Source organism: Methylobacter sp., from assembly GCF_036845245.1.
Classification (GTDB): domain Bacteria; phylum Pseudomonadota; class Gammaproteobacteria; order Methylococcales; family Methylomonadaceae; genus Methylobacter_A.
In genome coordinates, this window is sequence record NZ_DAIUEH010000006.1 from 107,022 (window position 1) to 133,639 (window position 26,618).

17 protein-coding genes are annotated in these 26,618 nt (G+C 49.3%); 4 read left to right on the forward strand and 13 right to left on the reverse strand.

Annotation, left to right across the window (positions count from 1 at the left end):
• Positions 1-143: 143 nt before the first annotated feature.
• The 10 genes from V7051_RS04575 to V7051_RS04620 form a co-directional block, all read right to left on the reverse strand.
• A complete protein-coding gene (locus tag V7051_RS04575; RefSeq protein WP_333873851.1) occupies positions 144-2,915 on the reverse strand; it encodes an ATP-binding protein in 2,772 nt (923 codons plus the stop codon).
• Entirely contained in the window at positions 2,912-4,135 is a 1,224-nt protein-coding gene (locus tag V7051_RS04580) for an urea ABC transporter substrate-binding protein (protein WP_333873852.1), read from the reverse strand. The genes V7051_RS04575 and V7051_RS04580 overlap by 4 nt, the downstream gene beginning before the upstream one ends.
• 35 nt (positions 4,136-4,170) lie before the next feature.
• Entirely contained in the window at positions 4,171-7,989 is a 3,819-nt protein-coding gene (locus tag V7051_RS04585; RefSeq protein ID WP_333873853.1) for a PAS domain S-box protein, read from the reverse strand.
• A gap of 44 nt (positions 7,990-8,033) precedes the next feature.
• Entirely contained in the window at positions 8,034-8,786 is a 753-nt protein-coding gene (locus V7051_RS04590; RefSeq protein WP_333873854.1) for an Hpt domain-containing protein, read from the reverse strand.
• A gap of 120 nt (positions 8,787-8,906) precedes the next feature.
• Positions 8,907-9,995 carry an HD domain-containing phosphohydrolase gene (locus V7051_RS04595; RefSeq protein ID WP_333873855.1) on the reverse strand — a complete coding sequence of 363 codons (1,089 nt, stop codon included), beginning with the start codon at positions 9,993-9,995 and terminating at the stop codon, positions 8,907-8,909.
• Positions 9,996-10,132: 137 nt separating this feature from the next.
• Positions 10,133-11,020: a PilZ domain-containing protein gene (locus tag V7051_RS04600; RefSeq protein WP_333873856.1), complete on the reverse strand. Its 888-nt coding sequence runs from the start codon at positions 11,018-11,020 to the stop codon at positions 10,133-10,135.
• A gap of 130 nt (positions 11,021-11,150) precedes the next feature.
• Positions 11,151-15,056, reverse strand: coding sequence for a phosphoribosylformylglycinamidine synthase (purL, locus tag V7051_RS04605; RefSeq protein ID WP_333873857.1), 3,906 nt, complete (start codon positions 15,054-15,056; stop codon positions 11,151-11,153).
• Positions 15,057-15,146: 90 nt separating this feature from the next.
• On the reverse strand, positions 15,147-15,791 hold the full coding sequence (gene bamC / locus V7051_RS04610) for an outer membrane protein assembly factor BamC (RefSeq protein WP_333873858.1): 645 nt from the start codon (positions 15,789-15,791) through the stop codon (positions 15,147-15,149).
• Between the two features lie 6 nt (positions 15,792-15,797).
• Positions 15,798-16,673 (reverse strand): 4-hydroxy-tetrahydrodipicolinate synthase, encoded by an 876-nt coding sequence (dapA, locus tag V7051_RS04615; RefSeq protein ID WP_333873859.1) that lies wholly within the window; start codon positions 16,671-16,673, stop codon positions 15,798-15,800.
• A gap of 87 nt (positions 16,674-16,760) precedes the next feature.
• Complete coding sequence (locus V7051_RS04620) at positions 16,761-17,207, reverse strand: YaiI/YqxD family protein (protein WP_333873860.1); 447 nt, start codon at positions 17,205-17,207, stop codon at positions 16,761-16,763.
• Positions 17,208-17,328: 121 nt separating this feature from the next.
• Here V7051_RS04620 and V7051_RS04625 point away from each other — a divergent pair, with 121 nt between their 5' ends.
• Positions 17,329-19,119 carry a DEAD/DEAH box helicase gene (locus V7051_RS04625; protein WP_333873861.1) on the forward strand — a complete coding sequence of 597 codons (1,791 nt, stop codon included), beginning with the start codon at positions 17,329-17,331 and terminating at the stop codon, positions 19,117-19,119.
• Between the two features lie 154 nt (positions 19,120-19,273).
• Here the strand turns inward: V7051_RS04625 and dnaQ are convergent, their stop codons facing one another.
• Positions 19,274-19,999 (reverse strand): DNA polymerase III subunit epsilon, encoded by a 726-nt coding sequence (gene dnaQ, locus V7051_RS04630; RefSeq protein WP_333873862.1) that lies wholly within the window; start codon positions 19,997-19,999, stop codon positions 19,274-19,276.
• A gap of 195 nt (positions 20,000-20,194) precedes the next feature.
• Here dnaQ and V7051_RS04635 point away from each other — a divergent pair, with 195 nt between their 5' ends.
• The gene (locus tag V7051_RS04635; RefSeq protein ID WP_333873863.1) at positions 20,195-20,575 is read left to right on the forward strand and encodes a YajD family HNH nuclease; all 381 of its coding nucleotides are present in this window, start codon (positions 20,195-20,197) and stop codon (positions 20,573-20,575) included.
• Between the two features lie 19 nt (positions 20,576-20,594).
• Here the strand turns inward: V7051_RS04635 and V7051_RS04640 are convergent, their stop codons facing one another.
• Positions 20,595-21,041 carry a PilZ domain-containing protein gene (locus V7051_RS04640; RefSeq protein WP_333873864.1) on the reverse strand — a complete coding sequence of 149 codons (447 nt, stop codon included), beginning with the start codon at positions 21,039-21,041 and terminating at the stop codon, positions 20,595-20,597.
• A gap of 222 nt (positions 21,042-21,263) precedes the next feature.
• On the reverse strand, positions 21,264-22,565 hold the full coding sequence (icd, locus tag V7051_RS04645) for an NADP-dependent isocitrate dehydrogenase (RefSeq protein WP_333873865.1): 1,302 nt from the start codon (positions 22,563-22,565) through the stop codon (positions 21,264-21,266).
• Positions 22,566-22,794: 229 nt separating this feature from the next.
• Between icd and V7051_RS04650 the strand changes: the two genes are divergently transcribed.
• Together V7051_RS04650 and acnB are read left to right on the forward strand one after the other, a co-directional pair.
• Positions 22,795-23,808 (forward strand): isocitrate/isopropylmalate dehydrogenase family protein, encoded by a 1,014-nt coding sequence (locus V7051_RS04650; RefSeq protein ID WP_333873866.1) that lies wholly within the window; start codon positions 22,795-22,797, stop codon positions 23,806-23,808.
• 163 nt (positions 23,809-23,971) lie between these two features.
• Positions 23,972-26,539: a bifunctional aconitate hydratase 2/2-methylisocitrate dehydratase gene (gene acnB, locus V7051_RS04655; protein ID WP_333873867.1), complete on the forward strand. Its 2,568-nt coding sequence runs from the start codon at positions 23,972-23,974 to the stop codon at positions 26,537-26,539.
• The last annotated feature ends 79 nt before the right edge of the window (positions 26,540-26,618 follow it).

Consider the following 26,618-nt stretch of genomic DNA (forward strand, 5'->3'; position numbering starts at 1 on the left):
TGATCCGGTTGAATAAAAAAATATACCTGTGCTATCGGAACGAACCTGAAGCGACGGATTATTTTGAGCATGCTTGAAAATACTGCTCCAAACCGCCTTATTGTTTCCTCAGCTGATTTCCGGGAGGCCGCCTGTTAACGCTTTCATTTGAGTAACATGTCCAACAAAGCCAGAAGTTTGGGAATATCCAGCGGTTTGGTCAAATAATCGGTAAAACCGGCGGCTAAGCCTTTTTTTACATCCCGCTCCATCGCATTGGCAGAGATGGCAATTACCGGAATATCGCAAGTAACAGGATTGTCCTGTAAGTGGCGCAAGACTTCAAACCCATTCATGCCCGGCAGGTTGATATCGAGCAAAATAAGATCGGGATGACGCGTTCGCGCGATGTCCAGCCCTTGCTCGGCGGTACGGGCATCAAGCATCAACAGACAAGTTTTCGCCGAAATTATTTTCCGTACCAGCCGCAGATTGGCCGGGTTATCTTCGACATAAAGTACAGTATGCGTTGCATCATAAGTATTTTGCACCGACGCGCCGACGCCGGAATCCGGCGGCAGGTAATCTTCAGCCACGGCCGCAGGCAGCTCAATCCAGAAAGTACTGCCTTCCCCGACCATACTTTCTACGCCGATACTGCCGTCCATCGCCTCGACCAGGCGTTTGGACAGTGCCAGTCCGATACCGGCGCCTTCAATACCATCATAAGCCGATTCTATACGCTCGAAAGGTTGAAACAGGCGCGGCAAGGCGTCAGCTGCGATACCGCGTCCGCTGTCGCGCACCGCAATGCTGACCCTGCCCTCTGCTGCGAGTTGGCAGGTAATCCGGACGCTGCCCTTATCGCGATTATATTTGACGGCGTTAGACAGCAGGTTAAGCAGGATCTGACGCAATCGCAGCCGGTCGGCCTGCACGGTGCCGATGCCGTCTATGTCCAGGTTCAATTCGATCCGGCGCTCTGAAGTCAATGGCTGCAACAATGCTACGCATTCTCCGATCAGCGACCGCACTTCTACCGGCTCCAGCGACAGCTCAATCCGGCCTGTTTCTATACGCGCCAGATCCAATACTTCATTGATCAACTCCAGCAGGTGCTGTCCGGCATGGCGAATCTCGCGGACATTGTCGGCTTGATCTAGCGTCAGAGGAGTTTCCGAGTCTGTTTCCAGTAATTGCGCAAAGCCCATGATCGCATTCATCGGTGTACGCAGTTCATGGCTCATGCGCGATAAAAATTCAGACTTGGCGTTATTGGCTCGATCCGCTTCTTCTTTTGCCTGAAGCAATAACTCGGTACGCTGTTGTACCCGCAGCTCGAGCTCTTCATTAAGTTGTTTAAGCGCCAGCTCCGCCTGCTTAAGTTCGGTCACATCCTGCACCGTGCCTACCGACCGGATAGGCTTACCGTCGTTATCAAAATACGATGCACCTCGTTCGGTCACATACTTAGTCCGTCCGTCCGGCATTAACAAACGGTGGGTCATCTCATACGACTCACGGGTCTGTAAGGATCGGCTGTAAGCCGCATTAACGGCATCGCTGTCTTCCGGATGTATCGCATTGAGAAATGCTTCGTAAGTCGCGCCGAACTGGTTTTTATCGATTTCAAACAGGCGATAAATTTCATCGGACCAGACCAACACATTGTTATTTAAATCCAGCTCCCAGCTCCCTACCTGAGCAATATGCTGGGCGTCATTCAACTGCTCCATAGCCAGCCTGATATCGGTTGTACGCTGTCCGACCTGCTGTTCAAGATCCTTATAATGAAATTGCAAATGTTCCGTCATGGTATTGAAAGAGACGGCCAATTGCTGAAACTCATCACACCCGACCAGCGGTGCTCGACGATTCAAATCCCCTTTTGCAATCTGTTCCGTAGCGATGATCAACTGCCGGATCGGAGCGACCAGGGCATGAGCAAATAACAGCGCAATTATGCTTGCAGCCAGCAATACAAGACTCAATACGGCCAAACCGAGTTTTTGTAGGCGGTAAAGCGGAGCAAAAGCCTCGGAGGTATCCATTTTTACCACCATGCCCCAGCGTAAAGCGGGCAGATAGCGCCAGGCACCGATAATATCCACGCCTGCGTAATCACGGCTAATGCCCTTGTCATGTTCGCCGGCAAGCGCTGAACGCATCGGTTTGGCTATCTTATCCATCGCAATATGATAACGAAAGGCCGCATCCGGAACATGCCGCATATTGCCGACATAAAGCGCGCCATCGTCATCGAGTTGCGCCAGGATTGTTTCGCCTGTCTTGCCCAAGCCGGTCGTATCGCTGGTGACGGCGGTGAGTTTGTCCAAATCCATTTGCAGAGCCAGAGTACCGATTATTCTGCCTGCCTTAAACACCGGTGCGACGATAAAAATGGCAGGTTTACCGGCAGAAGGGGCGTAGGGCTGAGCCTGTGTGATTTGCATCTCGAACAGCGCAATGGCTTCACGGTGAGCGGCAGCCAACGCACTATCTCGATACGGGCCGGTATTGAGATTACTATTGAAATCAGACTCATGCCGGATAGAAAACACGACATTGCCGGTCATATCGATCAGCAACAAATCGTAATAACCCACACTATCGAGCAACGTACGAAAATAATCGCGATAAACCTGTTCTTGGGCCGAATAGCCCGGCGATGCCGTACTTTGACCGATGTGAGCTTGCAAGGTGTCGAGAGCGGCAAATGATTTTGCCAATAATCGGCTGTCGGTCAGACGCTCGTTTACATAGGTATTAATCTGATCCGCTTTTTTGTCGGCAAGAGAAGACAGGTTTTCCAGTTCCAAGTGCTGCAGCGTGCGTTCAAAAGCCTGGACGTAAAGCCAAGCCATCCCTGCCAGCGGCAACGATGACAGCAATAGAAAACCCAACATCAGGCGCGAAGTGATTTTGCCGAAGATCATGACTGATCTCTTTCCAGCAGAGCTTGCCACAAATCGCGGCTACGGTAGCTAGGCCAGGGAGTCGGCCTTAGCGGAGCGCCGGAAACAAACACTTGCTCGAACTGTCCGTCGGCACGGACTTTGCCCACTCGCATCATTTTCCATAAATGGCGGCTGTCCGCATCGACCGCCGCTATCCCGGAGGGACTCTTGATGCTCTGCCGCAATAAAGCCGGATTAACTCGGACGGGTTCAATGGAATTTACATTCTGCACCGCCTGAGCCCATAGATTAACGCCTACATAGGCCGCTTCAACCGGATCACTGGTGACGTGGTCAGCGCCAAAACGAATCCGATACGCGCTGACAAAACGCTGATTTTCCTCCCCCGGCAAAGACTGAAAGTAACTCCAGACACCGTAATGCCGGGTAAGTTGCCCGCCATTCCAAGCTTGCATTCCGTTTTCTTCGACGCTGAAAGACACCACCGGCAGCCCCCCCTGCCCGGCTTTGACCAGAGCGGAAAAGAACACGGCATTGCTGTCGCCATTAAGCGTATTGAGCACTACGTCGGGCTTTCTCAGGACAATATCTTCGATAATTGCTTCTACGTCAGTCCCACCCAACGGCAGATAACGTTCACCAAGAATTTTACCTTCCGAGGCATTAATCAGATCAGCAATAATAATATTGGCAGTGCGGGGAAAAACATAATCCGAGCCCACCAGATAAACACGTAACCCAAATTTCTGCGTAGCCCAACGGGTACCCGGTACAATCTGCTGGTTAGGTGCGGCGCCGGTGTACAAAATATTAGCCGATTGCTCCATGCCTTCGTACTGCACCGGATAAAATAACAAATGCCGGTGTTTTTCAACAATCGGTTTCACTGCTTTGCGACAGGCAGATGTCCAGCACCCGAACAGCACACTGACATGGTCTTTTTCAATCAACCGTTCGGCTTCTGCGGCAAACACTTTCGGATCGGACTTGCCATCGGCCACTATCATTTCCACCGGTTGCCCGAGCAACCCGCCCTTCCCATTAATTTGTTCAACCGCCAAACGTACCGCATCTACCAACGGTTTTTCGCTGACTGCCATGGTGCCGGTCAACGAATGCAATACGCCGATTTTGATCGGGATTACAGCCACCGAATAATGTCGCCTGATCATGAACACGGCAATGATCAGAATAGTCACTAGCGCCAGTACTGCGATAACTTTCAGGGGATTTTTCACAACTCAATTATTCAATTTATTAGCGATTAAATGACTCATTTTTCCTCACCATCGGAAAACTTAGAAATCAGACGATCCACAGTCTCAAGAAAATGCGTGACATCAACAGGCTTGGTGATGTATTCATCAAAACCTGCCGACTTACCCCGTTCGATATCGCGTGGTGTGGCGTTGGCGCTAATAGCAATCACCGGTGTCTTTTTTACCGAATCCAGAGAGCGAAACACACTTAACACATGATAACCATCCATACCCGGCAGATTAATATCGAGCAGAACCAAATCAGGATGATGCGCCGAAACCAGCTCCAACCCTAGCTCCGCATTATGCGCCGTAATCAGACGAAATTGAGGGTTTCTACCCAGAATCTGGGCGATCAATCTGAGGTTGGCCGGGTTATCCTCAATATAAAGTACTGTATAACGATATTCGACGCCAAGCTCTGCCTTAGATGTTCTTACCTGTTCCAGGCTACAGCTTTGAATACCAGGCCCCGAATCGACTTGCGGCAGTTCAATCCAGAAAATACTGCCTCTCCCCTCCTCGCTCTCCATGCCTATAGTACCGCCCATCATTTTCATCAGCCGACGACTGATGGTCAACCCGATGCCGCAGCCCTCAATATCAGTGTCTTCCGCACCCAAACGCGAAAACGGCTGAAAAAGTTCCTGTATCCGTGCTGCCGGGATACCGTAGCCGGTATCGGACACTGCCAGACGCACAAGACCATCCTGCACAGTAGATTGAATCGATACATCTCCCTGCGGACGGTTGTATTTAATGGAATTGGAAAGCAGATTTAACAGCACCTGCTTTAACCGGGTACGATCGGCGAATATCACATAATCGCCGATTGCTATATCAGTTATGGTGATGCCCTGCATTTGGGCAATAGGCTTGACCAGGGTCAGGCACTCCGCTATCAGCTCGGCACAAGACAACGGCTCCAGCGACAGATTGATATTGCCTGACTCAATCTTGGACAGATCCAGTACTTCGTTAATAAGCTCCAACAAATGCCGGCCGGCCTTCAGTATCTCGTCAACATAATCGGCTTGATCCTCATTAAGCCCGGCATCTATTTCCAGCAGCTGCCCGAAGCCCAGAATGGCATTCATCGGTGTGCGTAATTCGTGCGACATATTGGACAAAAACTCGGACTTGGCGTTGTTGGCGCTCTCCGCTTCATCCCTGGCTGCGATGATCTCCTGCTCATACTGTTTGCGCTGGCTAATGTCGCGCAAGATACTGACAAAATGTTTGCTTTTGTCGATTTCCATTAATGTAACAGCCAGTTCCAGCTGAAAAATTGTGCCGTCTTTATGTTGTCCCGGCAATTCAAGCTGCTTACCAATAATACCGGCGAATTGCCCGGCATTATGCAGAGTAAGATATCGGCCGCGCTCGCTACGATAGGGCTCCGGCATTAATAGGCTGACATTACGGTTAACTATCTCCGTAGCGCTATAACCAAAAAGTTTTTCCGCGGCGGGATTAAAAGAGCGGATGATGCCGGCCGGGTCGATAGTGATCACACCGTCCGCCACGTTTTCGATGATATGTTTGAAAATAACCAGTCGCGCCTGCTGCTTCAAACTCTTGAGTTCAACAAGCTTGCGTTTGGTAATATCTTGTACCACGCCCAACATATTCAGCGGAGCGCCGTCCTCACTGCGTACCACATCGCCACGTTCAAGCAGCCAGCGTACTGTGCCGTCCGGCCATACGCAACGATGTTCGATATTGTACTCGGCTCCCTGTTGCACACAGGCATCGACCGCATCAATCACTTTCCGCCGATCATCAGGATGTACGCCGTTAAGAAAACACTTAAAGGAAATCTCCCGCTTACCTTCAGGATAACCGAACAATGACCCGATACGTTCAGAGCAGATAACTGTTCCGGTCTGAATATTCCAGTCCCAGGTACCGATATTAGCGTAACGCTGACTGCGCCGCAGACGCTCTTCACTTTTAATGAGTGCATCATCGGCATTGCGACGCTCGGTAACATCGTCGGAAATACCTATGAAATGGCTCAACCGCCCCTGTTCGTCATGCACCGGCGCTATGCGTAACTCATTCCAGTACGGCGCCCCATTTTTGCGGTAGTTACGCAACAGAGCGCCTCCGGCGCGTCCTTCATGCAACGCGGCACGAATTTCATCCAAGCCGGGCTGATCCGTCTCTTTGCCCTGTAAAAAACGGGCATTACGGCCAATCGCTTCATTGCGGCTATAGCCGGTAATATATTCAAAAGCCGGATTGACGTAGATTAACGGCATATCAGGCTTGTTGGCATCCGCCATGCTGATACTGCTGGCGCTGGCCTCCACGGCCCGGTCCAGCAAACGCAAGCGCAGCTCGGCTTTTTTAATGTGGGAGATGTCGGTACGAATGGAAACATACTGATAGGGTGGCCGTCCGGCATTATCCATAAAAGGCACGATACTGGTTTCCACCCAATATAAGCTGCCGTTTTTACGCCGGTTGCAAACCTCACCCCGCCAGATATTACCGGATACAATCGTTTGCCACATGTCGAGATAAAATCCGGGTAAATGTTCGCTCGACTTGACGATACGATGATTTCGGCCCAACAACTCATTCCGGCTGTAACCGCTGATCTCGCAAAACCGGTCATTAACATAAATCAGCGTACCGGCAGCATCCGTTACACTGACGATAGCATGAATATCAAGAGCCTGTTGCTGCCGTTCCCGTTCATAAAGCGTAGCGCGCATTGATTCCGTCTGTACCCGCGTTTGACGGAAACACCGTGCTTGCAAAGCGACTGCCGCAACCAGATGGTGCGGCTCAACCGGTTTAGCCAAAAAATGGTTGCCGCTGCAATTCAAAGTCAGGAATTGCTTGGATGCATAAGTTTCCGTCGACAGATAAACAATCGGTACCCGGACATAGCGTTCGTCATCTCTCAAAATGACTGCCAGCTCCGGACCGGAACATTTCGCCATAACCATATTCAATACCAGCACCTCGGCCGCGAAGTCTTCCAGCATTTCCGGAACCAGCAAGGGATTGCCGGCTTCCAGCACCGTCATGCCGGCTTGTCGCAAAATTAAACCGTAAAGCGCCCGCTGGTCGGAGTCATCATCAACCAGCAACACCCGAAAAGGTTCCGTCGGCGTCAGCGCGGCAGAGTCGGCAACTACGCGTAACAATGCATCAATATCTATCGGCTTGGTCAGATAACGGGTGGCTCCCGCCCGATAAGCAGCAAGCTTCGCTGCCATATCCTGCCGTACTGAAATAAAGATAACCGGAAAACCGTTAAGGCTCTGCTTTTTCAGCTCCGCTATAGCTTGCGCACCGGTGTCGTCGTCGTCAGGAATCATCCTATCCATGATAACTGCGGACGGCGGTTCGATTGCCAGGCAAGCCGCAAATTCTTGAAATACTTCAACCCGGTAACCTGCCTGCTCAAGCATGGACCGCAGCCAGCCGGAATACTCCTCATCCTTGCTAACTAGTGCGATGCGTGGAACATCCTCCTGCTTGCTTAATGTTTGAGCAACGAAATCACAGCTCGAATTGACTGACTGGGTTTCCAGATTAGCCAGCGCTTTACGCATGACCTGAAGCCCATGCTCGTCAACCGGCATAGCCGCAATGATCCGCTCCAAATGTCGTGCCGCCTCGGAAACAGGCGTTAGTTGGTGAGCGCCCGCCAATCCCACAAGGCTATGCACTGCCCGATGCAAGTCCTCAAGTGACTCATGCCTGCCGCGCTCGATAGCTGCCAGCAGAGTTCTCAGAGTATTCAAACGCTCCGGCAAATGCGTAATAAACTCCTTGCGCATCTGGAGAAGAGCGGTCTGAATATCATTTTTCATGATTAGTTTTTGTTAAGTTGGCGATAATCCGGAACGCAAAAGTCCTAATTACTGCAAGCGGCCAATACATCGCCGACACAACGGGCAAGCGTGGACACGAATTCCGCATCACGCTTAATAGTGGTGCAAATATTCAGATAACTCGGCGCCGGAACTGAATTGCTGCTGATAAGAATGACGCCAATATCCTTGTTACGGCTACCGGATTCCCGAAGCGCCGCCACCAGTGCCAGAGCATTGAGATCGGGTAGTTCGCGCGCGGCAATCAGTAAATCGAACGGTTGATGAAGCAGTAATTCCAACGCCGGCAAGCCACGGTCCTGGCTCACCAAACGCACCGACAGCGGTTCCAGAACTCCCTGGCAGAACTTTCGTGTAGCAACCGAGGGTTCCACCAATAACACTGATGAGCAGCCCGACATGCTGGAGATGCGTAGTTGCTCCAGATCCTGTTCGATAGTCATCACTAAAACACCGTCCCGTTCCGGAATCTCTGCAACGCGGCGCAGCAAATCCACATAACTCAGGGCATAGCTAACCGCCAAAGCATCAAATCGCTCGCGGGCATCACTGACGAAACTCTCAAACTGATGACAAATACGGGTGATAAGCGGTAGGCCGAAAGTACCTCCGGAGCCTTTAAGACTATGGACATGACGATAAAGTTCATCAAAAGAATTCTCCGTCCCGCGTTCCAGAGCCAATATACCGTCTTCAAGAAGATCGCAGCGCTCAGGCAGTTCCACCACAAATTCGTCGCGCATCCCGGCAATTAATAGAGCAAAGTCAGTATTCATCAAGAAATCTCTTTTTATTTTTAATATCAGCTTTTATTAGAATTTAACGCAGTGCGTAAATGAATCCGCAACTATAACACCTGCGGATCAGCACCGGCATCGAGAATACTGCTCAACAGATCAACGGATGGATCCAAATGGGTCACACCCGTTATTCTCCGGCTCGGAAAACCGGTCACAAATCTTGAGAATCTCGGGCAGTTGTTCCAAGAACACAGTTACCAGGTCAGGATCAAAATGCGTACCGCTATTTTTTTTGATTAGGTCAACAGCGGCCTCAACCGACCACGCTTTTTTGTAAGGTCGCACCGAAGTCAGTGCATCGAACACATCAGCCAGCGCCGCGATACGACCGGTCAACGGGATGACTTCACCGGCCAGACCGCGAGGATAACCGCTGCCGTCCCATTTCTCATGATGAGTCAATGCAATTTCGCCGGCGCACTTCATCAAATCGGAATCATCGCCTTCGAGAATATTGGCGCCGATGACAGCATGGGTTTTCATGATTTCCCATTCTTCGGGTTCGAACTGGCCGGGCTTAAGCAGAATATGGTCAGGAATACCGATTTTACCGATGTCGTGCATCGGACTGGCATGCAACATTAACTCGCAATCGGCTTCATTCCAGCCGATGGATTTTGCCAGCAAGGCCGAGATGTGGCTCATCCGCAGAATATGGTTGCCGGTTTCGTTATCGCGATATTCGGCAGCGCGTCCGAGCTGTTGTACCACCTGTAACCGGGTACGGCGCAACTCGTCGGTACGCGTCCGCACCATTTCGTCCAATACGGCTTTTTGGTCGTAGAGCATACGATGCATCAATTGTGCATCGAGCATATTGCGCACGCGCGCCAATAGCTCATTACAATAGAAAGGTTTAGTGATGAAATCGCGAGCGCCTGAGTTTAAAGCCCGCAACAAGAAATCCTGGCCATGCTGTGCGGTGAGTACCACCACAGGCGGAAATAGAGGGTCGTTGAGTGCCTTAAGCTGTTCCATCACCTCAAAACCATCCAGATGAGGCATATTAATGTCCAGCAAAATCAGGTCAGTACGAGCCTGTCGATAAGTCTCCAGTACCTGTCTGGAATCCTGCACCAACACCAAATTACTATAGCCTTGAGCAGACAACATCTTATCCAGCAACTTCAGGTTTACCGATTCATCATCTACAATGAGAATACGGGCGACCTCCTTCTTGTACATGGTATTTACCTTATATTTATCATCTGATTGGTCTGCGGTGATTGTAGATCAACACGCCAACTTTTCAAATTTTAACGCTCCTTTTTAATTAGCCCGGTAATACGGTTAAGACTGCATGAATTGAGTTGTTGCTCACCTTACATACCGAAAAAAATATAGCCGATGATAGCGGTAACGCCGATCACAACCAGTTTGAATTTATTAAACGAAGATTGCTCCTGCCAGTAAAAAAGCAAATTTGCTTTCTTTCGCGACCAGTAGGTGACCTGTTTTTCTTTACACCATCGACAAAAAGGCGGCACTACCCGCCCCAGACGGTAAAGTCCATAAAAAACAAAAGGCACGATAATATAAAAGACGATAACCTGAGTTTGATGAACGTCGGTTTCAAAAAGATGTTCGACGAGATGGTCAAGGTTGGACTCGATAAACTCAAATGTGAGATGAAGGATATGGAGAAATAGTTCCAACAGAAAATGAAATAGTTCGAGTAATAAGCCGAAAACGACATCAGGCAGGGTGATAACTGTAATGACAACAGCCAGGATAAGTACATTAACCCATCTGCTCTGTAATCGCTTTTTATCGATATGCCTGTTCAACATTTCCCGATCTTCATCTTTCATGTTGATAAAATGAGCGCCGACAAAGTAAGGACATTCACTCGTGTTTGATTGAATATTTTTGCAATAGACCACCTTGCCGTAAGTCGCGATGGGCGTCATCCCGGACGCCAGCAGTATCTTGATTCTCAGACAGTCGCCTTCTTTAAGCGCATCATCACAATTAAAAGCCATGCCGCCGGCACTGATGTTAACGTTGCAGGTTTCATTCCCTTTAAACTGAGAAGCCGGCAAGTTTTTTTGCGATTCCTTTTCAACATCTGTAGTTGATGAAAGATTATTTGAAATATTATCGAAGACAGGTTGCGGTTCGGTCAGCAGCTTTTCATCTATTTTTTTATAAAACAGATTAACTTCATCATAGATTCGAAAAAAAGTTCTCCGATTTTTATTTTTTGTCATGTTGACCTTATCCATAATCTACAACCTTTAAACTTTATATTGCTAAGATTTGACTATATTTATCACACTTCAAACATCTCTGAGACGAATCATTTTATTGTGTCCTAGCTTGGCCTGGTTGAAGACACTTTTAGCCCACCCAAACTCTGGCGTTCCTGAACAAACGCATCCAGGCGCCATATTCATCCCAATCGTCCGGACACCACGAGTTTTGCAGAGCCCTGAAACAACGCTCGGGGTGCGGCATCATAATAGTAAATCGCCCATCCGTGGTGGTCAGCCCGGTAATACCAAACGGCGAACCGTTAGGGTTGGCGGGGAATTCCGTGGTTAACTCGCCGTAATTATCGACATAACACAAAGCCACTGCTCCCTCTTCAAGCGCAACCGCCGGGTCCACGGAAAATTCCGCACGCCCTTCGCCATGAGCGATAGCGACCGGCATTCTGGAACCTTCCATGCCGGCAAACAGGATGGACGGCGATTTTTGCACTTCAACCAAGGCCACGCGTGCTTCGAATTGTTCCGAGGTATTGCGCATGAAACGCGGCCAATGCTCCGCTCCGGGGATGATGTCTTTTAATCCTGACATCATCTGACAACCATTACAAACGCCCAGACCGAAGGTATCGGGGCGCTGGAAAAACGCGGCAAACTCATCGCGGCAGCGCGGATTGAACAGGATGGATTTTGCCCAGCCGCCGCCCGCACCTAATACGTCGCCATAAGAAAACCCGCCGCAAGCCACCAATCCGGTAAAATCAGCCAAACTCACCCGGCCGTGAATAATGTCGCTCATATGCACGTCGATGCTGGTAAATCCGGCGCGATCGAATGCCGCCGCCATTTCCACGTGACCGTTAACACCCTGCTCACGCAGTATCGCGACTTTGGGCCTGACTGCATTTTTAAACAGCGCGGTCACATCATCGTTAATGTCAAACGTCAACGCAATATTCAAACCGGGATCCCCATCATCAGCAATGCGTTCAAACTGTTGCTGCGCGCATTCCGGGTTATCACGCAAAGCCTGCATCTTGTAGCTGAGCTCTGACCAGATGCTTTGCAATTCGGCCCGCCCCGCGGAATAAACGACCTCTCCCGAATGGCGAACGGTCAGTTGCTGTTCGTCGATGACCTTGCCTATTACATAAATGCAATCTATCAGGCCTGATTGTGTCAACAGCTCGACAATGTCCTTGCAGTCGCTCTGACGCACTTGCAATAACGCGCCCAGTTCTTCGTTAAACAACGCCGCCAGCACATCATTGCCCAAACTGTCGAGCGTCAAAGTTACACCCAGCCTGCTGGCGAACATCATTTCCGCGACCGTCGCCAGTAAACCGCCGTCGGAACGGTCATGATAGCTAAGCAGTTTGCGTTGGTTATTGAGTATTTGTATTGTATCGAAGAAAGCTTTCAACAAGCTTGCATCGTCCAAGTCGGGACAGTCGTTACCGAGCTGGTTGTAAACTTGCGCCAGCACCGAACCGCCCAAACGGTTCTTACCCGCCCCCAAATCGATCAGGATCAAAGCGCTGTCTTCATCCGACACATAACGCAATTGCGGAGTCAGGGTAAGACCAACATCTGTAACCGGTGCAAACGCGGTAATAACCAGCGACAGCGGCGCTGTCATAGTCTTTCCGGCAACTGCTCCATGCGTTGCTCTACCTCCTGCATCCATGCAGTCGTCATCCCATACGGTTTTCATCGACAAGGAATCCTTGCCCACCGGTATTGCAATACCCAGCGCCGGACACAATTCCATGCCCACCGCTTTGACCGTATCGAACAATGCCGCATCTTCGCCCTGATAGCCTGCGGCGGCCATCCAGTTAGCCGATAATTTGATTTTCTTCAGAGAATCTATGCTGGCCGCGGCAATATTGGTGATGGCCTCGCCTATCGCCATACGGCCGGATGCCGGTGCGTCGATAACCGCAATCGGCGAACGCTCGCCCATCGCCATCGCCTCGCCGGTCGAAGAATGAAAGCCCACTGCGGTGACCGCAACATCGGCCACCGGCACTTGCCACGGGCCGACCATTTGATCGCGTGCAACCAGTCCGGTTACCGAACGGTCGCCAATGTGGATTAAAAAGCTTTTATCGGCCACAGCCGGGAATGACAATACGCGCTTGACCGCTTCGTCCAGCGTGATGCCGCTTAAGTCCAGCGCTTTGGTATTGGGTGGCACATGCTCGACATTGCGGTGCAACTTGGGCGATTTACCGAACAACACCGACATCGGAATATCGACCGGCTTGTCGCCGAGCAACTCGTCGTTCAACAATAAATGCTCTTTTTCTGTAACTTCGCCAATTACTGCAAACAGACAATGTTCACGCTCGCAAAAGGCGGTAAATAATTCCAGCGATTCGGGTTTAATTGCAACGACATAACGTTCCTGTGCTTCGTTACACCAGATTTGCATCGGCGACATGCCTTTATCGGCATTATGGACCTTGCGTAACTCAAAGCGGCCGCCGTGCTCGCAGTCATGGATAATTTCCGGCACCGCGTTGGACAAACCGCCCGCGCCAATATCGTGGATGGATACAATCGGCGTATCGCTGCCCATCGAATTACAATGATTGATGACTTCCTGGCAACGGCGTTCCATTTCGGGATTTTCCCGTTGCACCGAGGCAAAATCCAAATCTTCCGAACCGGCGCCGGAAGCCTGAGAAGAAGCCGCGCCGCCGCCAAGGCCAATCAACATCGCAGGCCCGCCCAAGATAATGATCAACGAACCGGCCGGGATAGCCTGCTTATTGACCAGCATCGGACGGATATTACCCAGCCCACCTGCGATCATGATCGGTTTGTGATAACCGCGAAACTCATTGTCCTTGCCCGGAACCGCTTGCTCGAAACTGCGGAAATAACCGGTTAGATTGGGCCTGCCGAATTCATTATTAAACGCCGCGCCGCCGAGCGGACCTTCCAGCATGATGGTCAGCGCCGAGGCGATGCGTTCCGGCTTGCCGTTATCGGCTTCCCAAGGCTGGGGAAAACCGGGGATTTTCAAATGGGATACGGAAAAGCCGGTCAAACCAGCTTTGGGCGAAGAGCCGCGACCGGTCGCGCCTTCGTCGCGAATTTCACCGCCGGAACCGGTGGCCGCGCCCGGATAAGGTGAAATTGCGGTAGGATGATTGTGGGTTTCGACTTTCATCAGCAAATGCGCATCTTCTTCGACATAAGCGTATTCACCGGTCTGCGCATTACGGATAAAAACCTGTTCGTTTGAACCCACCATTACCGAGGCGTTATCGCTGTATGCCGACAATATGCCTTCCGGGCTTTTTTCGGCGGTATTGCGGATCATCTTGAACAAGGATTGCGCCTGCTCTACACCGTCTATCGTCCAGTCGGCGTTAAAAATCTTGTGCCGGCAATGCTCGGAATTAGCCTGGGCAAACATCATCAACTCAACATCAGTCGGGTTTCTGTCCAAGGCTTGAAAACTGTCGGTCAAATAATCGATTTCATCATCGGACAGAGCCAGACCCAGTTCGGCATTAGCGCTCACCAAAGCCTCGCGTCCCTGTTCGATAATAGCGATACTCAGCAACGGTTTCGGCTGATGATGAACGAACAAGTCCGGATCGCTGTCACCGTCGACAACAGTTTGAGTCATCCGGTCATGCAACAACGCTTTCACAGCTGAGGACAGCGCGACATTGACATCCAACGTATATTCAATACCGCGCTCGATACGTTTAACCTCGGATAATCCGCAACGCTCGGCAATCTCGGTCGCTTTGCTGGACCAGGGCGAAATCGTGCCTGAACGCGGCACGACCAATAAACGCTCCCCCTGAATATCAGCGCCTGATAATGTGGAACCGTAAGCCAGCAACTGTTTTAAAATCCCCGTTTGACTATCATTCAGGTCAGTTTCAATATCTACAAAGTGAATGAACCGCGCTGAGACGGCCTTGATAGCAGGTTCTATGGCCTGAAGTTCGACCAGCAGTTTGTTAATGCGAAAGCCAGAAAGCGCGGAAGTTCCAGAGATTTTTAACATGAGAGAAAAGATGTAAAAGGTACAGAGTGCAAGGCACCAGGTGTAAGTACGGCTTTTCAGCCTTTAACCTTACACCTCGTGCCTCATGTATTACTTAGCTAAATCAGCCTTAATAGTGTCGTTCAAAAGCGTCAACAAACTTAAACTTGTCTCGTCAGCCACCGGTGTTTGTTCTTTGTCCATGACAATAACATCAGTCTGCTGATTGTTTTCTACCAGTTTGAGTACATACTCTTGTTCAGTGACTTCAAATCCTTTGAACAAAAAAACGACCTCATGCCAAATAGTCCCATCTTCCACTTCCTTTTTGTTTGGGTCATATTGGACATGAAACAATCCTTCTTCCTGATTGCGGTTAGTCACTTCAATAGACTTTCTGCTTAATGCTTTACCAACCATACGCCATGCTATCGCTGCCGGCGCACCGATACGCAATCGTTTTGTTCCCTGGTCGGCGTCAACCAGTCCAACTTGAATTAATTTCCGGTCTACAGTTGGAGCGGCTTCAGTTGACGGAACAGCCGGAGCGACATTAACCGGTTCAGCAGGTGGAGCGGCAGTGGTGACTTTTGCGATTGAATCGCCCGCCAGATCAGGCGGCAAGACTAATGGCGGGATTTCAGTGGTAAATTGATAATCTTTTTCTTTGTCCGGAAATAGATTCTTTATGTAAGTGCAGGCCGATACATTGACCAAAACAGCAACGATAATAAGTGACCTGAGTTTAGTTTTCATGACGTATTAAATAACTTCGGCCTGACGCATGGCATCACGAACCGCATCAAAGCAATCTTCGGTCAACCAGGTTAAAGGTAAACGTATGCCCTTGCCCATCAAACCCATTTCGGCAACCGCCCATTTGACCGGGATCGGATTTGACTGAATAAACAGGTTTTTATGTAACGCAGCCAGTTTCTTATCGATAACCAAGGCGGTTTCTTCATCGCCCGCTATCGCCAGCATAATCATTTCATGCACCAGTTTTGGCGCGACATTACCCGTTACAGTAATACTGCCGTTGCCGCCCAACAGGCAAAATTCTCGACTGCTTGCATCGTCGCCGGTATAGATGGCAAAGTCGTCACCGGCCAAATCGCGGATTTGCTTAACCCGCGACAAGTCGCCGGTCGCTTCTTTAACGCCGACAATATTGTTCAAATGAGACAGACGGCCGACGGTTTCCGGCAGCATATCGCAAGCGGTGCGTCCCGGCACATTGTATAAAATCTGGGGAATATCGACGGCCTCGCTAATGGCCTTGTAATGCAGGTATAAGCCTTCCTGGGTCGGCTTATTGTAATACGGGGTCACGATCAGACAGGCATCGGCTCCGGCTTCTTTAGCCAAACGGGTCAGATTGATCGCTTCGGTAGTCGAGTTTGCCCCGGTTCCGGCAATAACCGGTATTCTGCCGCCGGCATAGTCGACAACGGATTTGATCACGTCACAGTGTTCACTTTCATCCAATGTCGCCGACTCGCCTGTCGTACCGACTGCGACCAGAGCATCTGTTCCTTCTGCTATGTGAAATTCCACCAGCCTTTTTAAGCTTTCCTTATCCACTGCACCGTGTTCATCCATCGGTGTTACTAAAGCTACGATACTACCTTGAATCATGAAATCTCTCGATCAGAATTAATGCTGTTACAAAAATTGGCGTCATTATAACAAGCAAATAACTAAAACTCAGCCTGATACATAATTTTACCGGTATTTAGCCAAAAAACGGTCCAGCGCGTTGGCAAAATCCTGCTTGTCTCGCTGTCCAAGAGGCGAAGGCCCACCGAATGCTTGTCCGGCACTGCGCATTTCCTCCATAAAATCGCGCATGGCTAATCGCTCCCTGATATTTTCTTTAGTATAAAGCTCGCCTCTGGGATTAATCGCATGAGCATTTTTTGCTATCACTTCAGCAGCCAGCGGAATGTCAGCGGTTATCACCAGATCATTTTCCTGCAAGTGTTTGACAATATAATTATCAGCCACATCGAAGCCGCCTGAAACTTGCACCGCGGAGATAACTCTGGATGGAGGTATGGTTAAAAACTGATTGGCCACCAGCGTCAACGGTAACTGCATTCGTTCCGCAGCACGAAATAAAATATCTTTAATCACATTAGGACACGCGTCCGCATCAACCCAAATTCTCATTATTCCGCTCTTTGTACCGTTAAATTTCCTGCAATTTGTAATATAGTGCGGTATAATACGCTGATAAACAAACACATTTCTCCGCGCTTACGCGCATTCTATATTTCCAACAGGTAAATCCATGTCCAATGATGTTTCTACATTACCCTCTTTCCGTGATTTAGCCCTGATTGAACCGGTGCTAAGAGCACTGAATGATGTCGGTTATGAAACACCCTCACCCATACAAGCACAAACCATCCCGCTCCTACTGAAAGGCAAAGACGTTCTGGGGCAAGCACAAACAGGAACCGGTAAAACCGCCGCCTTCGCATTACCCATTTTGTCGCGAATCGACCTCAAGCAAAAAGACCCGCAAGTTCTGGTTCTGGCGCCAACCCGCGAACTGGCCATTCAGGTGGCAGAAGCGTTTCAACGCTATGCCGCACATTTAAAGGGCTTTCATGTTCTGCCTATCTACGGCGGACAAGACTATACCACCCAATTACGCCAGCTAAAACGCGGCGCGCATGTGGTTGTCGGCACGCCGGGACGGGTCATGGATCACATGCGTAAAGGCACGCTGAACCTGAGCGGACTCGGTTATCTGGTTCTTGATGAAGCCGATGAAATGCTGCGCATGGGTTTTATTGACGATGTCGAATGGATTCTGGACCAAATCCCCGAACAAAGACAAATCGCCCTGTTTTCTGCGACTATGCCGACGGCTATTCGCAAAATCGCTCAGCAATATCTTAATGAGCCTGAACATGTCACCATCAAGGTCACCACTACATCGGCCGAAAACATACGCCAACGCTATTGGTTGGTCAGCGGCGTGCACAAACTGGATGCGCTAACCCGTATTCTGGAAGTCGAAACCTTTGACGGCATGATTATCTTCGTCAGAACCAAAACGGCAACGGTTGAGCTGGCTGAAAAGCTGGAAGCACGCGGTTATTCAGCCGCCGCGATTAATGGCGATATGTCTCAAGCCTTACGCGAGCGCTCCATTAACAACCTGAAAAACGGCAAACTGGATATTTTGATTGCGACTGACGTCGCTGCACGCGGACTGGATGTAGACCGTATCACCCATGTCGTCAACTACGACATTCCTTACGATACCGAATCCTATGTGCATCGCATCGGCAGAACAGGTCGCGCAGGACGCACCGGCGACGCGATTTTGTTTATCGCTCCCAGGGAAAGAAACCTGCTGGCCAATATTGAAAAAGCGACCAAGCAAAAAGTTGAAGAAATGGGCTTACCTTCAACCGAAGTCATTAACAACAAACGTATATCACGTTTTAAACAAAATATCACCGACACCTTGGCCGCTGAGGAACTGAGCTTTTTCAGTCAGCTGGTTGAACAATACCAGCACGAGCACAATGTAACCGCATTGGAAATAGCCGCCGCGCTGGCAAAACTGGTTCAAGGCGACACCCCGCTGTTAATGCAAAACCTGCCTAAAAAAGCCAAAGATAGCCGCGATGAAAGACCATCCAGGGATGACAGATCGTCAAGATCCGACCGGCCGCAAAAAGACCGTAAACCGAAACGTGCGTTCGGCGGCGGAGCGGATATTGAAATGGAAATGTACCGCATTGAAGTCGGTCACAATCACGGCGTAAAACCCGGCAATATCGTTGGTGCCATAGCTAATGAGACAGGGATTGACGGCGACCATATCGCCCGTATTAGAATCCAGGACGACTACAGCACTGTTGAGTTACCTGCGGGCATACCGAAAGAATTGTTTCAGGAATTGAAAAAAGTCAGGGTAGCAGGTCAGCAACTCAACATATCCAAAATGGATGAAAATGCAAAAAAGGCGGCGAAATCCGATGATAACGACGCCAAAAAAGTGGACAAAAGCAAAAAAAGAGTGGGTTCACCATCCAGACGGGCAAAACCGAAAGCTGAATAATTAACGACTGAGCCACGAAAGACACGAAATTAATCAATACAGCGTATTGATTAAGCCATTCACCCTTTGATAACCAACTACAACCCGTTATCTCTTTGAATATTTTCGTGTTTTTTGTGGACGAATTGTTTTTTCCAAGTTTATGCCCGGTGTTTTACTGATTCCAAATGCAAACGCCGCCGGCTTTTTCGATAGCCTCCAGACGTTGTTGGTGCGCGCTTAATTCTTCTTCCGAACAGCGTATGATTTTTAATGCGGGACGGTCCGTCGGTAAAAATTTAATCTCCCTATCCACAGCCTGCTCTTCCTGCCTTCTCTGCCCTTCATCCAGCAATGAAGACTGTCCGCCCGTCATCAATAAAAACACATCGGCCAGAATTTCAGCATCCAGCAAAGCGCCATGCAGGTCCCGATGACTGTTATCGATACCATAACGTTTACATAATGCATCCAAGCTATTACGCTGTCCCGGATGCTTTTTCCTGGCGTAAGTCAACGTATCGAATACTTTACTGTAATCGGCGACATTGCCGACCTCGTTACCCAACCTCGAAAATTCATAATTAATAAAGCCGACATCAAACGGCGCATTATGAATAACTAACTCGGCATCCCGAATAAATGCAATAAAGTCCTTAACGACATCCGCAAAATAAGGTTTATCCTGTAAAAATTCATTGGTAATGCCGTGAACTTCAATAGCGCCGTCATCGATTATCCGCTCGGGATTAATATAAGCATGAAAGCGTTTGCCGGTTAAGCGGCGATTAACCAGCTCGACACAGCCAATTTCAATAATTCGATGCCCTTCCTGCGGATTTAATCCGGTCGTTTCAGTATCGAGAACGACCAATCGGTTTGTAAATGTTCGTTTATCCATTTGTCACCTTAAAGACTTTTATTAACCACTTTTAAGTATAAATTTTTTAAGCCGCCATTACTTGCTAATTTTTCCAAAACTAATCGATCGCCTTATAAATCAATAAAGTCAATCGCTATCCTTTGCTGTTTTTCTGTTAAAATTTAAATATACCGGCTTAGCGTGACTAAGCCGCAAACTACAGAAGACATTTATATGACTATCAAAAAAACTCAACCCGATAGAAATAAGCTAGATCAAATCGTGACCGATGCGCGGCGCAATCAGGAGCTCAGGGAGCAGTCTTATCGCGGACAGGCTCTTAAGTTATATCCTTGGGTATGCGGTCGATGTGCGCGTGAATTCGATCATAAAAACCTGACTGAATTGACAGTGCATCATAAGAACCATAATCACGACGATAATCCGTCCGACGGTAGTAATTGGGAATTATTGTGCCTTTATTGCCATGATAACGAGCATTCAAGATACGAAGAAACCCGTTTTGACGGCTCAAAAGCTGGCAAGTCAGCTACGCCTGCCGCTACCCATAACCCGTTTGCAGATCTAAAATCCCTATTGGGCAATAAGAAATAAAACGAGCTAAGCCGTGAAATTATTTAAGACGCGTTTGCCGTTGATAAAAGCCTCGCCGCTGAACTTCAAAGCCGTTTTTACAGCCTGACTCAATAAGATAATCCCTGAATTGGGGATAATGTTGTTCAAAATGGATGCCGTATTTAAAAGGCAATGCGATAGGGGTGGCAGTTCCCTCAAGAAACAATTCTACAAACTCAGCATCCTCTGAATTGCTCGGCTTATTAAACGAATGCACAACCTGTCCATTAAGAAAAAAGCTATCGCCTTTTAAAAAACTAAGCGTTATTTTAAGGCGATTGTTTCTTTTTAATGCCTGATTGCTACAGATGGCGATGCCTTGTTTACTGATATTAAGAATTTTTACCGGTTGTTCCCGGTTCAAGAAAACAGGTGTTTTTTTTAACACAGCATTGATATCGTTTCTTTCGTAACGTACTTGTTTTCGCGCTGCTTTTTCCGCCATAACCTTTACTCCGGATGCATTTGATTTACCTAAACTCCTTTTACAGCCAAACCCAACAAAGCTTATTTACGGTTTCAAAAGCCATATTGAAAAGAAGTTATCCATTGAGAACAAGTTGAAATACGATCAACTTGTTCTCAATAATAAGATCAAAACCAACTGCCATCCATTCGTAACATTACCTAAAAATCATGTGCAACGCCTCCCTTTTATCCTTGAGCACTATTTCATATTTCCAATCAATACATCGGCAAACTCGCTACATTTGACTTCTGTCGCCCATTCCATCAACCGGGCAAAGTCATACGTCACCCTTTTACTGGAGATGGCGGCATCCATCGCATTGATGACCGCATCGGCTGCTTCAGTCCAGCCCATATAGCGCAGCATCATTTCGCCGGACAGGATCAGCGAACCGGGATTGACTTTGTCCAGGTCGGCATATTTAGGCGCCGTGCCATGCGTGGCCTCAAAAACAGCGGTGCCGGTTTGATAATTGATATTTCCACCGGGAGCAATACCGATTCCGCCGACCTGTGCGGCCAACGCATCGGATAAATAGTCGCCGTTCAAATTCAATGTAGCGATCACATCAAAATCTTCAGGCCGGGTCAGGACTTGCTGTAAGGTAATATCAGCAATAGCGTCTTTAATGAAAATACGCCCTTTTGCCAACGCTTCGGCCTGAACCTTATTTGCAGCCTCTACGCCAAACTCGGCACGGGTTTTTTCCCAGTGCTCCCAGGTATAGATATGCTCATGATATTCGCTCTCCGCCAACTCATAGGCCCATTTACGAAATGCCCCTTCGGTAAATTTCATAATGTTGCCTTTATGTACAATCGTCAGGGACTTGCGCTTATTGACGATCGCATACTCGATAGCCGAACGAATCAGGCGCTCCGTACCTTCCCGCGATACCGGTTTTATCCCGATGCCCGCCGTTTCCGGAAAACGGATTTTTGCGTATTGCTTGGGGAAATTCTCTTTTAACAAATTTAAAAAAATCTTTACATCGTCGCTGCCTTGTTCAAACTCGATACCGGCGTAAATGTCCTCAGTGTTTTCCCTGAAAATCACCATATCAACAGCGCCTGGATTCTTAACCGGCGAAGGTACTCCCTGAAACCATCTTACCGGTCGCAAACACACATACATATCCAATATTTGACGCAAAGCCACATTCAGGGACCTAATGCCGCCGCCTACCGGAGTAGTTAATGGGCCTTTAATGGATACCAAATATTTCTTGCAGGCCTCGACGGTTTCATCGGGAAGCCAGGTATCGAACAAGCGATGGGCTTTTTCTCCTGCGTATACTTCCATCCAATGAATTTTCTTTTGCCCGGAATAGGTGCTGGCAACGGCCGCGTCCAAAACGCGAACAGTGGCTCGCCAAATATCCGGCCCGGTACCGTCACCCTCAATGAATGGAATAATCGGATTATCCGGCACGACAAGCTTGCCGTTTTGCATAGTGATAGCACTTCCGTTTGCAGGGGGATTGAGTGAGAGACTAGCCATAACAACTCCTTCAAATAATATTGAGTAATGTTGCGCAAGGTAGCGACGTCATACCGCACCAACAACAGGCGCATTAGGCGACGTCTCCACGGACTAAGGCATCATAGCAAAAGCGTTGCGATTTGCACCTTTTAGTGAATTGCACCATTTAACCAGCGCAGCTAGATAAAGACAGGCTTAAAGCACTATAATTCACAAGAAGATCTGTTTTTTTAACTTGGAGAAATGAATGCACGCAGTTACGTTGATAAAAGGTGATGGAATTGGCCCATCGATAATGGATGAAGCGGTTAAAGTTATTGACGCATCCGGCGTAAAAATTCAGTGGGAAGAAGCCTATGCCGGTTTGGCTGCTTTCGAACAATTCGGCACACCGCTGCCGGATGAAACCATGGCATCGATAGACAAAACCCGCCTGGCATTTAAAGGCCCGCTAACCACTGTTGTCGGTGGTTCCGGGTTTAGAAGCATTAACGTAGCATTGCGGCAGAAATATGAACTTTACGCCAACGTCCGCCCCGCCAAAAGCTGGGCCGGCGTGAACACCCGTTATAACGATGTTGATATTGTTATCGTCAGGGAAAATACCGAAGGACTCTACGCAGGGCTTGAGCATTATCTAACGCCTAAAAAAGACATCGCGGAAAGCCTGGCCGTAGTCACCCGAACCGGTTCGCAACGCGTGATCGACTATGCGTTTAAATACGCGCAGGATAACAATCGTAAAAAAGTCACCGTTTGCCATAAAGCCAATATTTTAAAATTTACCCAAGGACTGTTCCTGGATGTCGCCAGAGAAACTGCCGCACGTTATCCCGACATTCAGTTTGACGAAAAAATTATTGATGCCGCCTGCATGCACATGGTGATGGACCCATCGCAATTTGACGTTATTGTCTGCACCAACATGTTCGGCGACATCCTGTCCGACTTGACCGCAGGTCTGGTCGGTGGACTGGGCCTAATTCCCGGCGCCAATATCGGTAATGACGCGGCATTGTTTGAAGCCGTACACGGCAGTGCGCCGGATATCACCGGGAAAAACCTGGCTAATCCTACCGCCGTTATCATGGCTGGCGTGATGATGCTGGATCATCTTGGTGAACATGAAGCTGCCTCAAAAATAAAAGCGGCGGTTGAAAAAGTGGTTAATGAAGGCCAGTTTGTTACGCCCGATTTGAATCCGCAATCGAAATGCGGAACGATTGAAATGGGGAATGCGATTGTTGCGGCGATGAAATAGTAACTTTATCATTCCCACGGCTCCGGCGTGGGAATGCAGCACTCGATGCTCCAGTGGAGCATTCAATATAGGCGGTGGATGCTAGCGCAACGATTAACAATGAACTCTCAGCGTGAGTACGATCAAAAATCAACAGTTTTAAACCATCTTCCAGGAATTCCCCATGCTAGAACAATACCGTAAACACGTAGCAGAACGCGCTGCCGAAGGCATCGTCCCCAAGCCGCTTGATGCAGAACAGGTCGCCGCTTTGGTTGAACTGGTTAAACAACCGCCCGCAGGTGAACAAGAATTCATACTCGATCTGCTGGCCAACCGCGTTCCTGCCGGCGTTGATGAAGCGGCATATGTTAAAGCCGGATTCCTGGCAGCCATTGCAAAAGGTGAAGTCAGTTCGCCTATTTTGGATGCGGCCCGCGCCACCGAACTGTTGGGTACCATGTTGGGCGGTTATAACATCGCGCCGTTGATTCAATTATTGGATAACAAAGCGCTGGCTCCGATTGCGGCCAAAGCGCTATCCCATACCTTGCTGATATTCGACGCTTTCCACGATGTGCAAGAAAAAGCGGATGCCGGTAATCCGTTCGCCAAACAGGTGATTAACTCCTGGGCCGAAGCCGAATGGTTCACCAGTAAGCCGAAAATGCCTGAAAAACTGACTGTCACCGTATTTAAAGTAACCGGCGAAACCAATACCGACGATCTGTCACCGGCTCCCGACGCCTGGTCGCGACCTGATATTCCGTTACATGCCAAAGCCATGCTGAAAATGCCGCGCGAGGGCATCACCAACGCCGAACAGCAAATCGCCGAACTCAAGCAAAAAGGTTTTCCGGTGGCTTATGTCGGCGATGTGGTCGGTACCGGTTCTTCACGTAAATCGGCGACCAATTCGGTATTGTGGTTCATGGGCAACGATATTCCATACATTCCGAACAAGCGTGAAGGCGGGGTTTGTATCGGCGGTAAAATCGCACCGATTTTCTTTAATACCATGGAAGATTCAGGCGCCCTGCCCTTTGAATGCGATGTTGCTCAAATGGCGATGGGCGATGTAATCGACATTTATCCGTATGCGGGCGAAGTTAAGCGTCACGATAACGGCGAACTGATCTGCAAATTCGAACTGAAAACAGACGTGATCCTGGACGAAGTGCGCGCCGGTGGACGTATTCCGTTAATTATCGGCCGGGGGCTAACAGATCGCGCTCGTAAGGTGCTGGGCTTGTCTGCATCGACGGTTTTCTCTCGTCCGGTTGATGCTAAAGACAGCGGCAAGGGTTATACGCTGGCGCAGAAAATGGTCGGCCAAGCCTGTGGCGTTGCAGGCGTTCGTCCGAACACGTATTGCGAACCACGCATGACCACCGTGGGTTCTCAAGACACTACCGGCCCTATGACTCGCGACGAATTGAAAGATTTGGCTTGCTTGGGTTTTTCAGCCGACTTGGTATTGCAATCATTCTGCCATACCGCAGCGTATCCGAAACCGATTGACGTCACCATGCAGCATACGCTACCGGACTTCATCATGAACCGCGGCGGCGTGTCGTTGCGTCCCGGCGACGGCATTATCCATTCCTGGCTAAACCGGATGCTGTTGCCGGATACGGTCGGCACCGGCGGCGATTCGCATACCCGCTTTCCAATCGGCATTTCATTCCCGGCCGGTTCAGGATTGGTCGCGTTTGCCGCGGCAACTGGCGTGATGCCGCTGGATATGCCGGAATCGGTTCTAGTCCGTTTTAAAGGCGAAATGCAACCGGGCATTACCTTGCGCGATCTGGTCAATGCGATTCCTTATGCGGCGATTCAGCGCGACTTACTGACCGTTGAAAAACAGGGCAAGCTTAATGTATTTTCAGGCCGTATCCTGGAAATCGAAGGCTTGCCGAATTTAAAAGTGGAGCAGGCTTTTGAATTGTCCGATGCGTCGGCCGAGCGTTCTGCCGGTGGCTGTACGGTGCGTTTGAATGAAGCGCCGATCCGCGAGTACTTGAATTCGAACATCACCTTGCTGAAATGGATGATTGCCGAAGGTTACGGCGATGTACGTACTCTGGAACGCCGGATCAAAGCCATGGAAGAATGGCTGGCTAATCCGGTATTACTGCAACCTGATGCGGATGCCAAATACTTTGAAGTCATCGAAATCGATATGACTGAAATCAAGGAGCCTTTACTGGCCTGCCCTAACGACCCTGATGACATAAAACCACTGTCCGCTGTCGCAGGGACTAAAATCGATGAAGTGTTTTTAGGTTCCTGCATGACCAATATCGGCCATTTCCGCGCTGCCGGTAAATTACTGGAAAAGCAAACGGGTGAACTGCCGACTCGCTTGTGGGTCGCGCCTCCTACCAAAATGGATCAGACCCAATTAACCGAGGAAGGCTATTACAGTACCTTCGGCAAAGCCGGTGCGCGCACCGAAATGCCGGGTTGTTCATTATGTATGGGCAATCAGGCGCGAGTCGCCGAAAACGCAACGGTAGTTTCCACCTCGACACGCAACTTCCCTAACCGTCTGGGCAATGGCGCGAATGTGTATTTGTCATCGGCGGAACTGGCGGCGGTGTGTTCGCTTTTGGGCAAAATTCCGACTGTCGACGAATATATGCACTATGCCGGACAGATTAACGAAACCGCCGAGGATACCTATCGTTATTTGAACTTTGACAAAATGGATAGTTATCGGCAAAAAGCTGATGGGGTTGCGCAGATCTAAGCATAAAACCATGGCGTTCCCACGCGCCGCATGGGAACGCCATGGTGGACGCATTGCGTCCCGTACTTGTACTGGCTAC

What these genes read in the sequence shown, in the direction of transcription:
- V7051_RS04575 (WP_333873851.1), bottom strand. Translation starts at nt 2,915, where the DNA reads ATGATCTTCGGCAAAATCACTTCGCGCCTGATGTTGGGTTTTCTATTG.
- V7051_RS04585 (WP_333873853.1), bottom strand. Translation starts at nt 7,989, where the DNA reads ATGAAAAATGATATTCAGACCGCTCTTCTCCAGATGCGCAAGGAGTTT.
- V7051_RS04590 (WP_333873854.1), bottom strand. Translation starts at nt 8,786, where the DNA reads ATGAATACTGACTTTGCTCTATTAATTGCCGGGATGCGCGACGAATTT.
- V7051_RS04595 (WP_333873855.1), bottom strand. Translation starts at nt 9,995, where the DNA reads ATGTACAAGAAGGAGGTCGCCCGTATTCTCATTGTAGATGATGAATCG.
- V7051_RS04600 (WP_333873856.1), bottom strand. Translation starts at nt 11,020, where the DNA reads ATGACAAAAAATAAAAATCGGAGAACTTTTTTTCGAATCTATGATGAA.
- purL (WP_333873857.1), bottom strand. Translation starts at nt 15,056, where the DNA reads ATGTTAAAAATCTCTGGAACTTCCGCGCTTTCTGGCTTTCGCATTAAC.
- bamC (WP_333873858.1), bottom strand. Translation starts at nt 15,791, where the DNA reads ATGAAAACTAAACTCAGGTCACTTATTATCGTTGCTGTTTTGGTCAAT.
- dapA (WP_333873859.1), bottom strand. Translation starts at nt 16,673, where the DNA reads ATGATTCAAGGTAGTATCGTAGCTTTAGTAACACCGATGGATGAACAC.
- V7051_RS04620 (WP_333873860.1), bottom strand. Translation starts at nt 17,207, where the DNA reads ATGAGAATTTGGGTTGATGCGGACGCGTGTCCTAATGTGATTAAAGAT.
- V7051_RS04625 (WP_333873861.1), top strand. Translation starts at nt 17,329, where the DNA reads ATGTCCAATGATGTTTCTACATTACCCTCTTTCCGTGATTTAGCCCTG.
- dnaQ (WP_333873862.1), bottom strand. Translation starts at nt 19,999, where the DNA reads ATGGATAAACGAACATTTACAAACCGATTGGTCGTTCTCGATACTGAA.
- V7051_RS04635 (WP_333873863.1), top strand. Translation starts at nt 20,195, where the DNA reads ATGACTATCAAAAAAACTCAACCCGATAGAAATAAGCTAGATCAAATC.
- V7051_RS04640 (WP_333873864.1), bottom strand. Translation starts at nt 21,041, where the DNA reads ATGGCGGAAAAAGCAGCGCGAAAACAAGTACGTTACGAAAGAAACGAT.
- icd (WP_333873865.1), bottom strand. Translation starts at nt 22,565, where the DNA reads ATGGCTAGTCTCTCACTCAATCCCCCTGCAAACGGAAGTGCTATCACT.
- V7051_RS04650 (WP_333873866.1), top strand. Translation starts at nt 22,795, where the DNA reads ATGCACGCAGTTACGTTGATAAAAGGTGATGGAATTGGCCCATCGATA.
- acnB (WP_333873867.1), top strand. Translation starts at nt 23,972, where the DNA reads ATGCTAGAACAATACCGTAAACACGTAGCAGAACGCGCTGCCGAAGGC.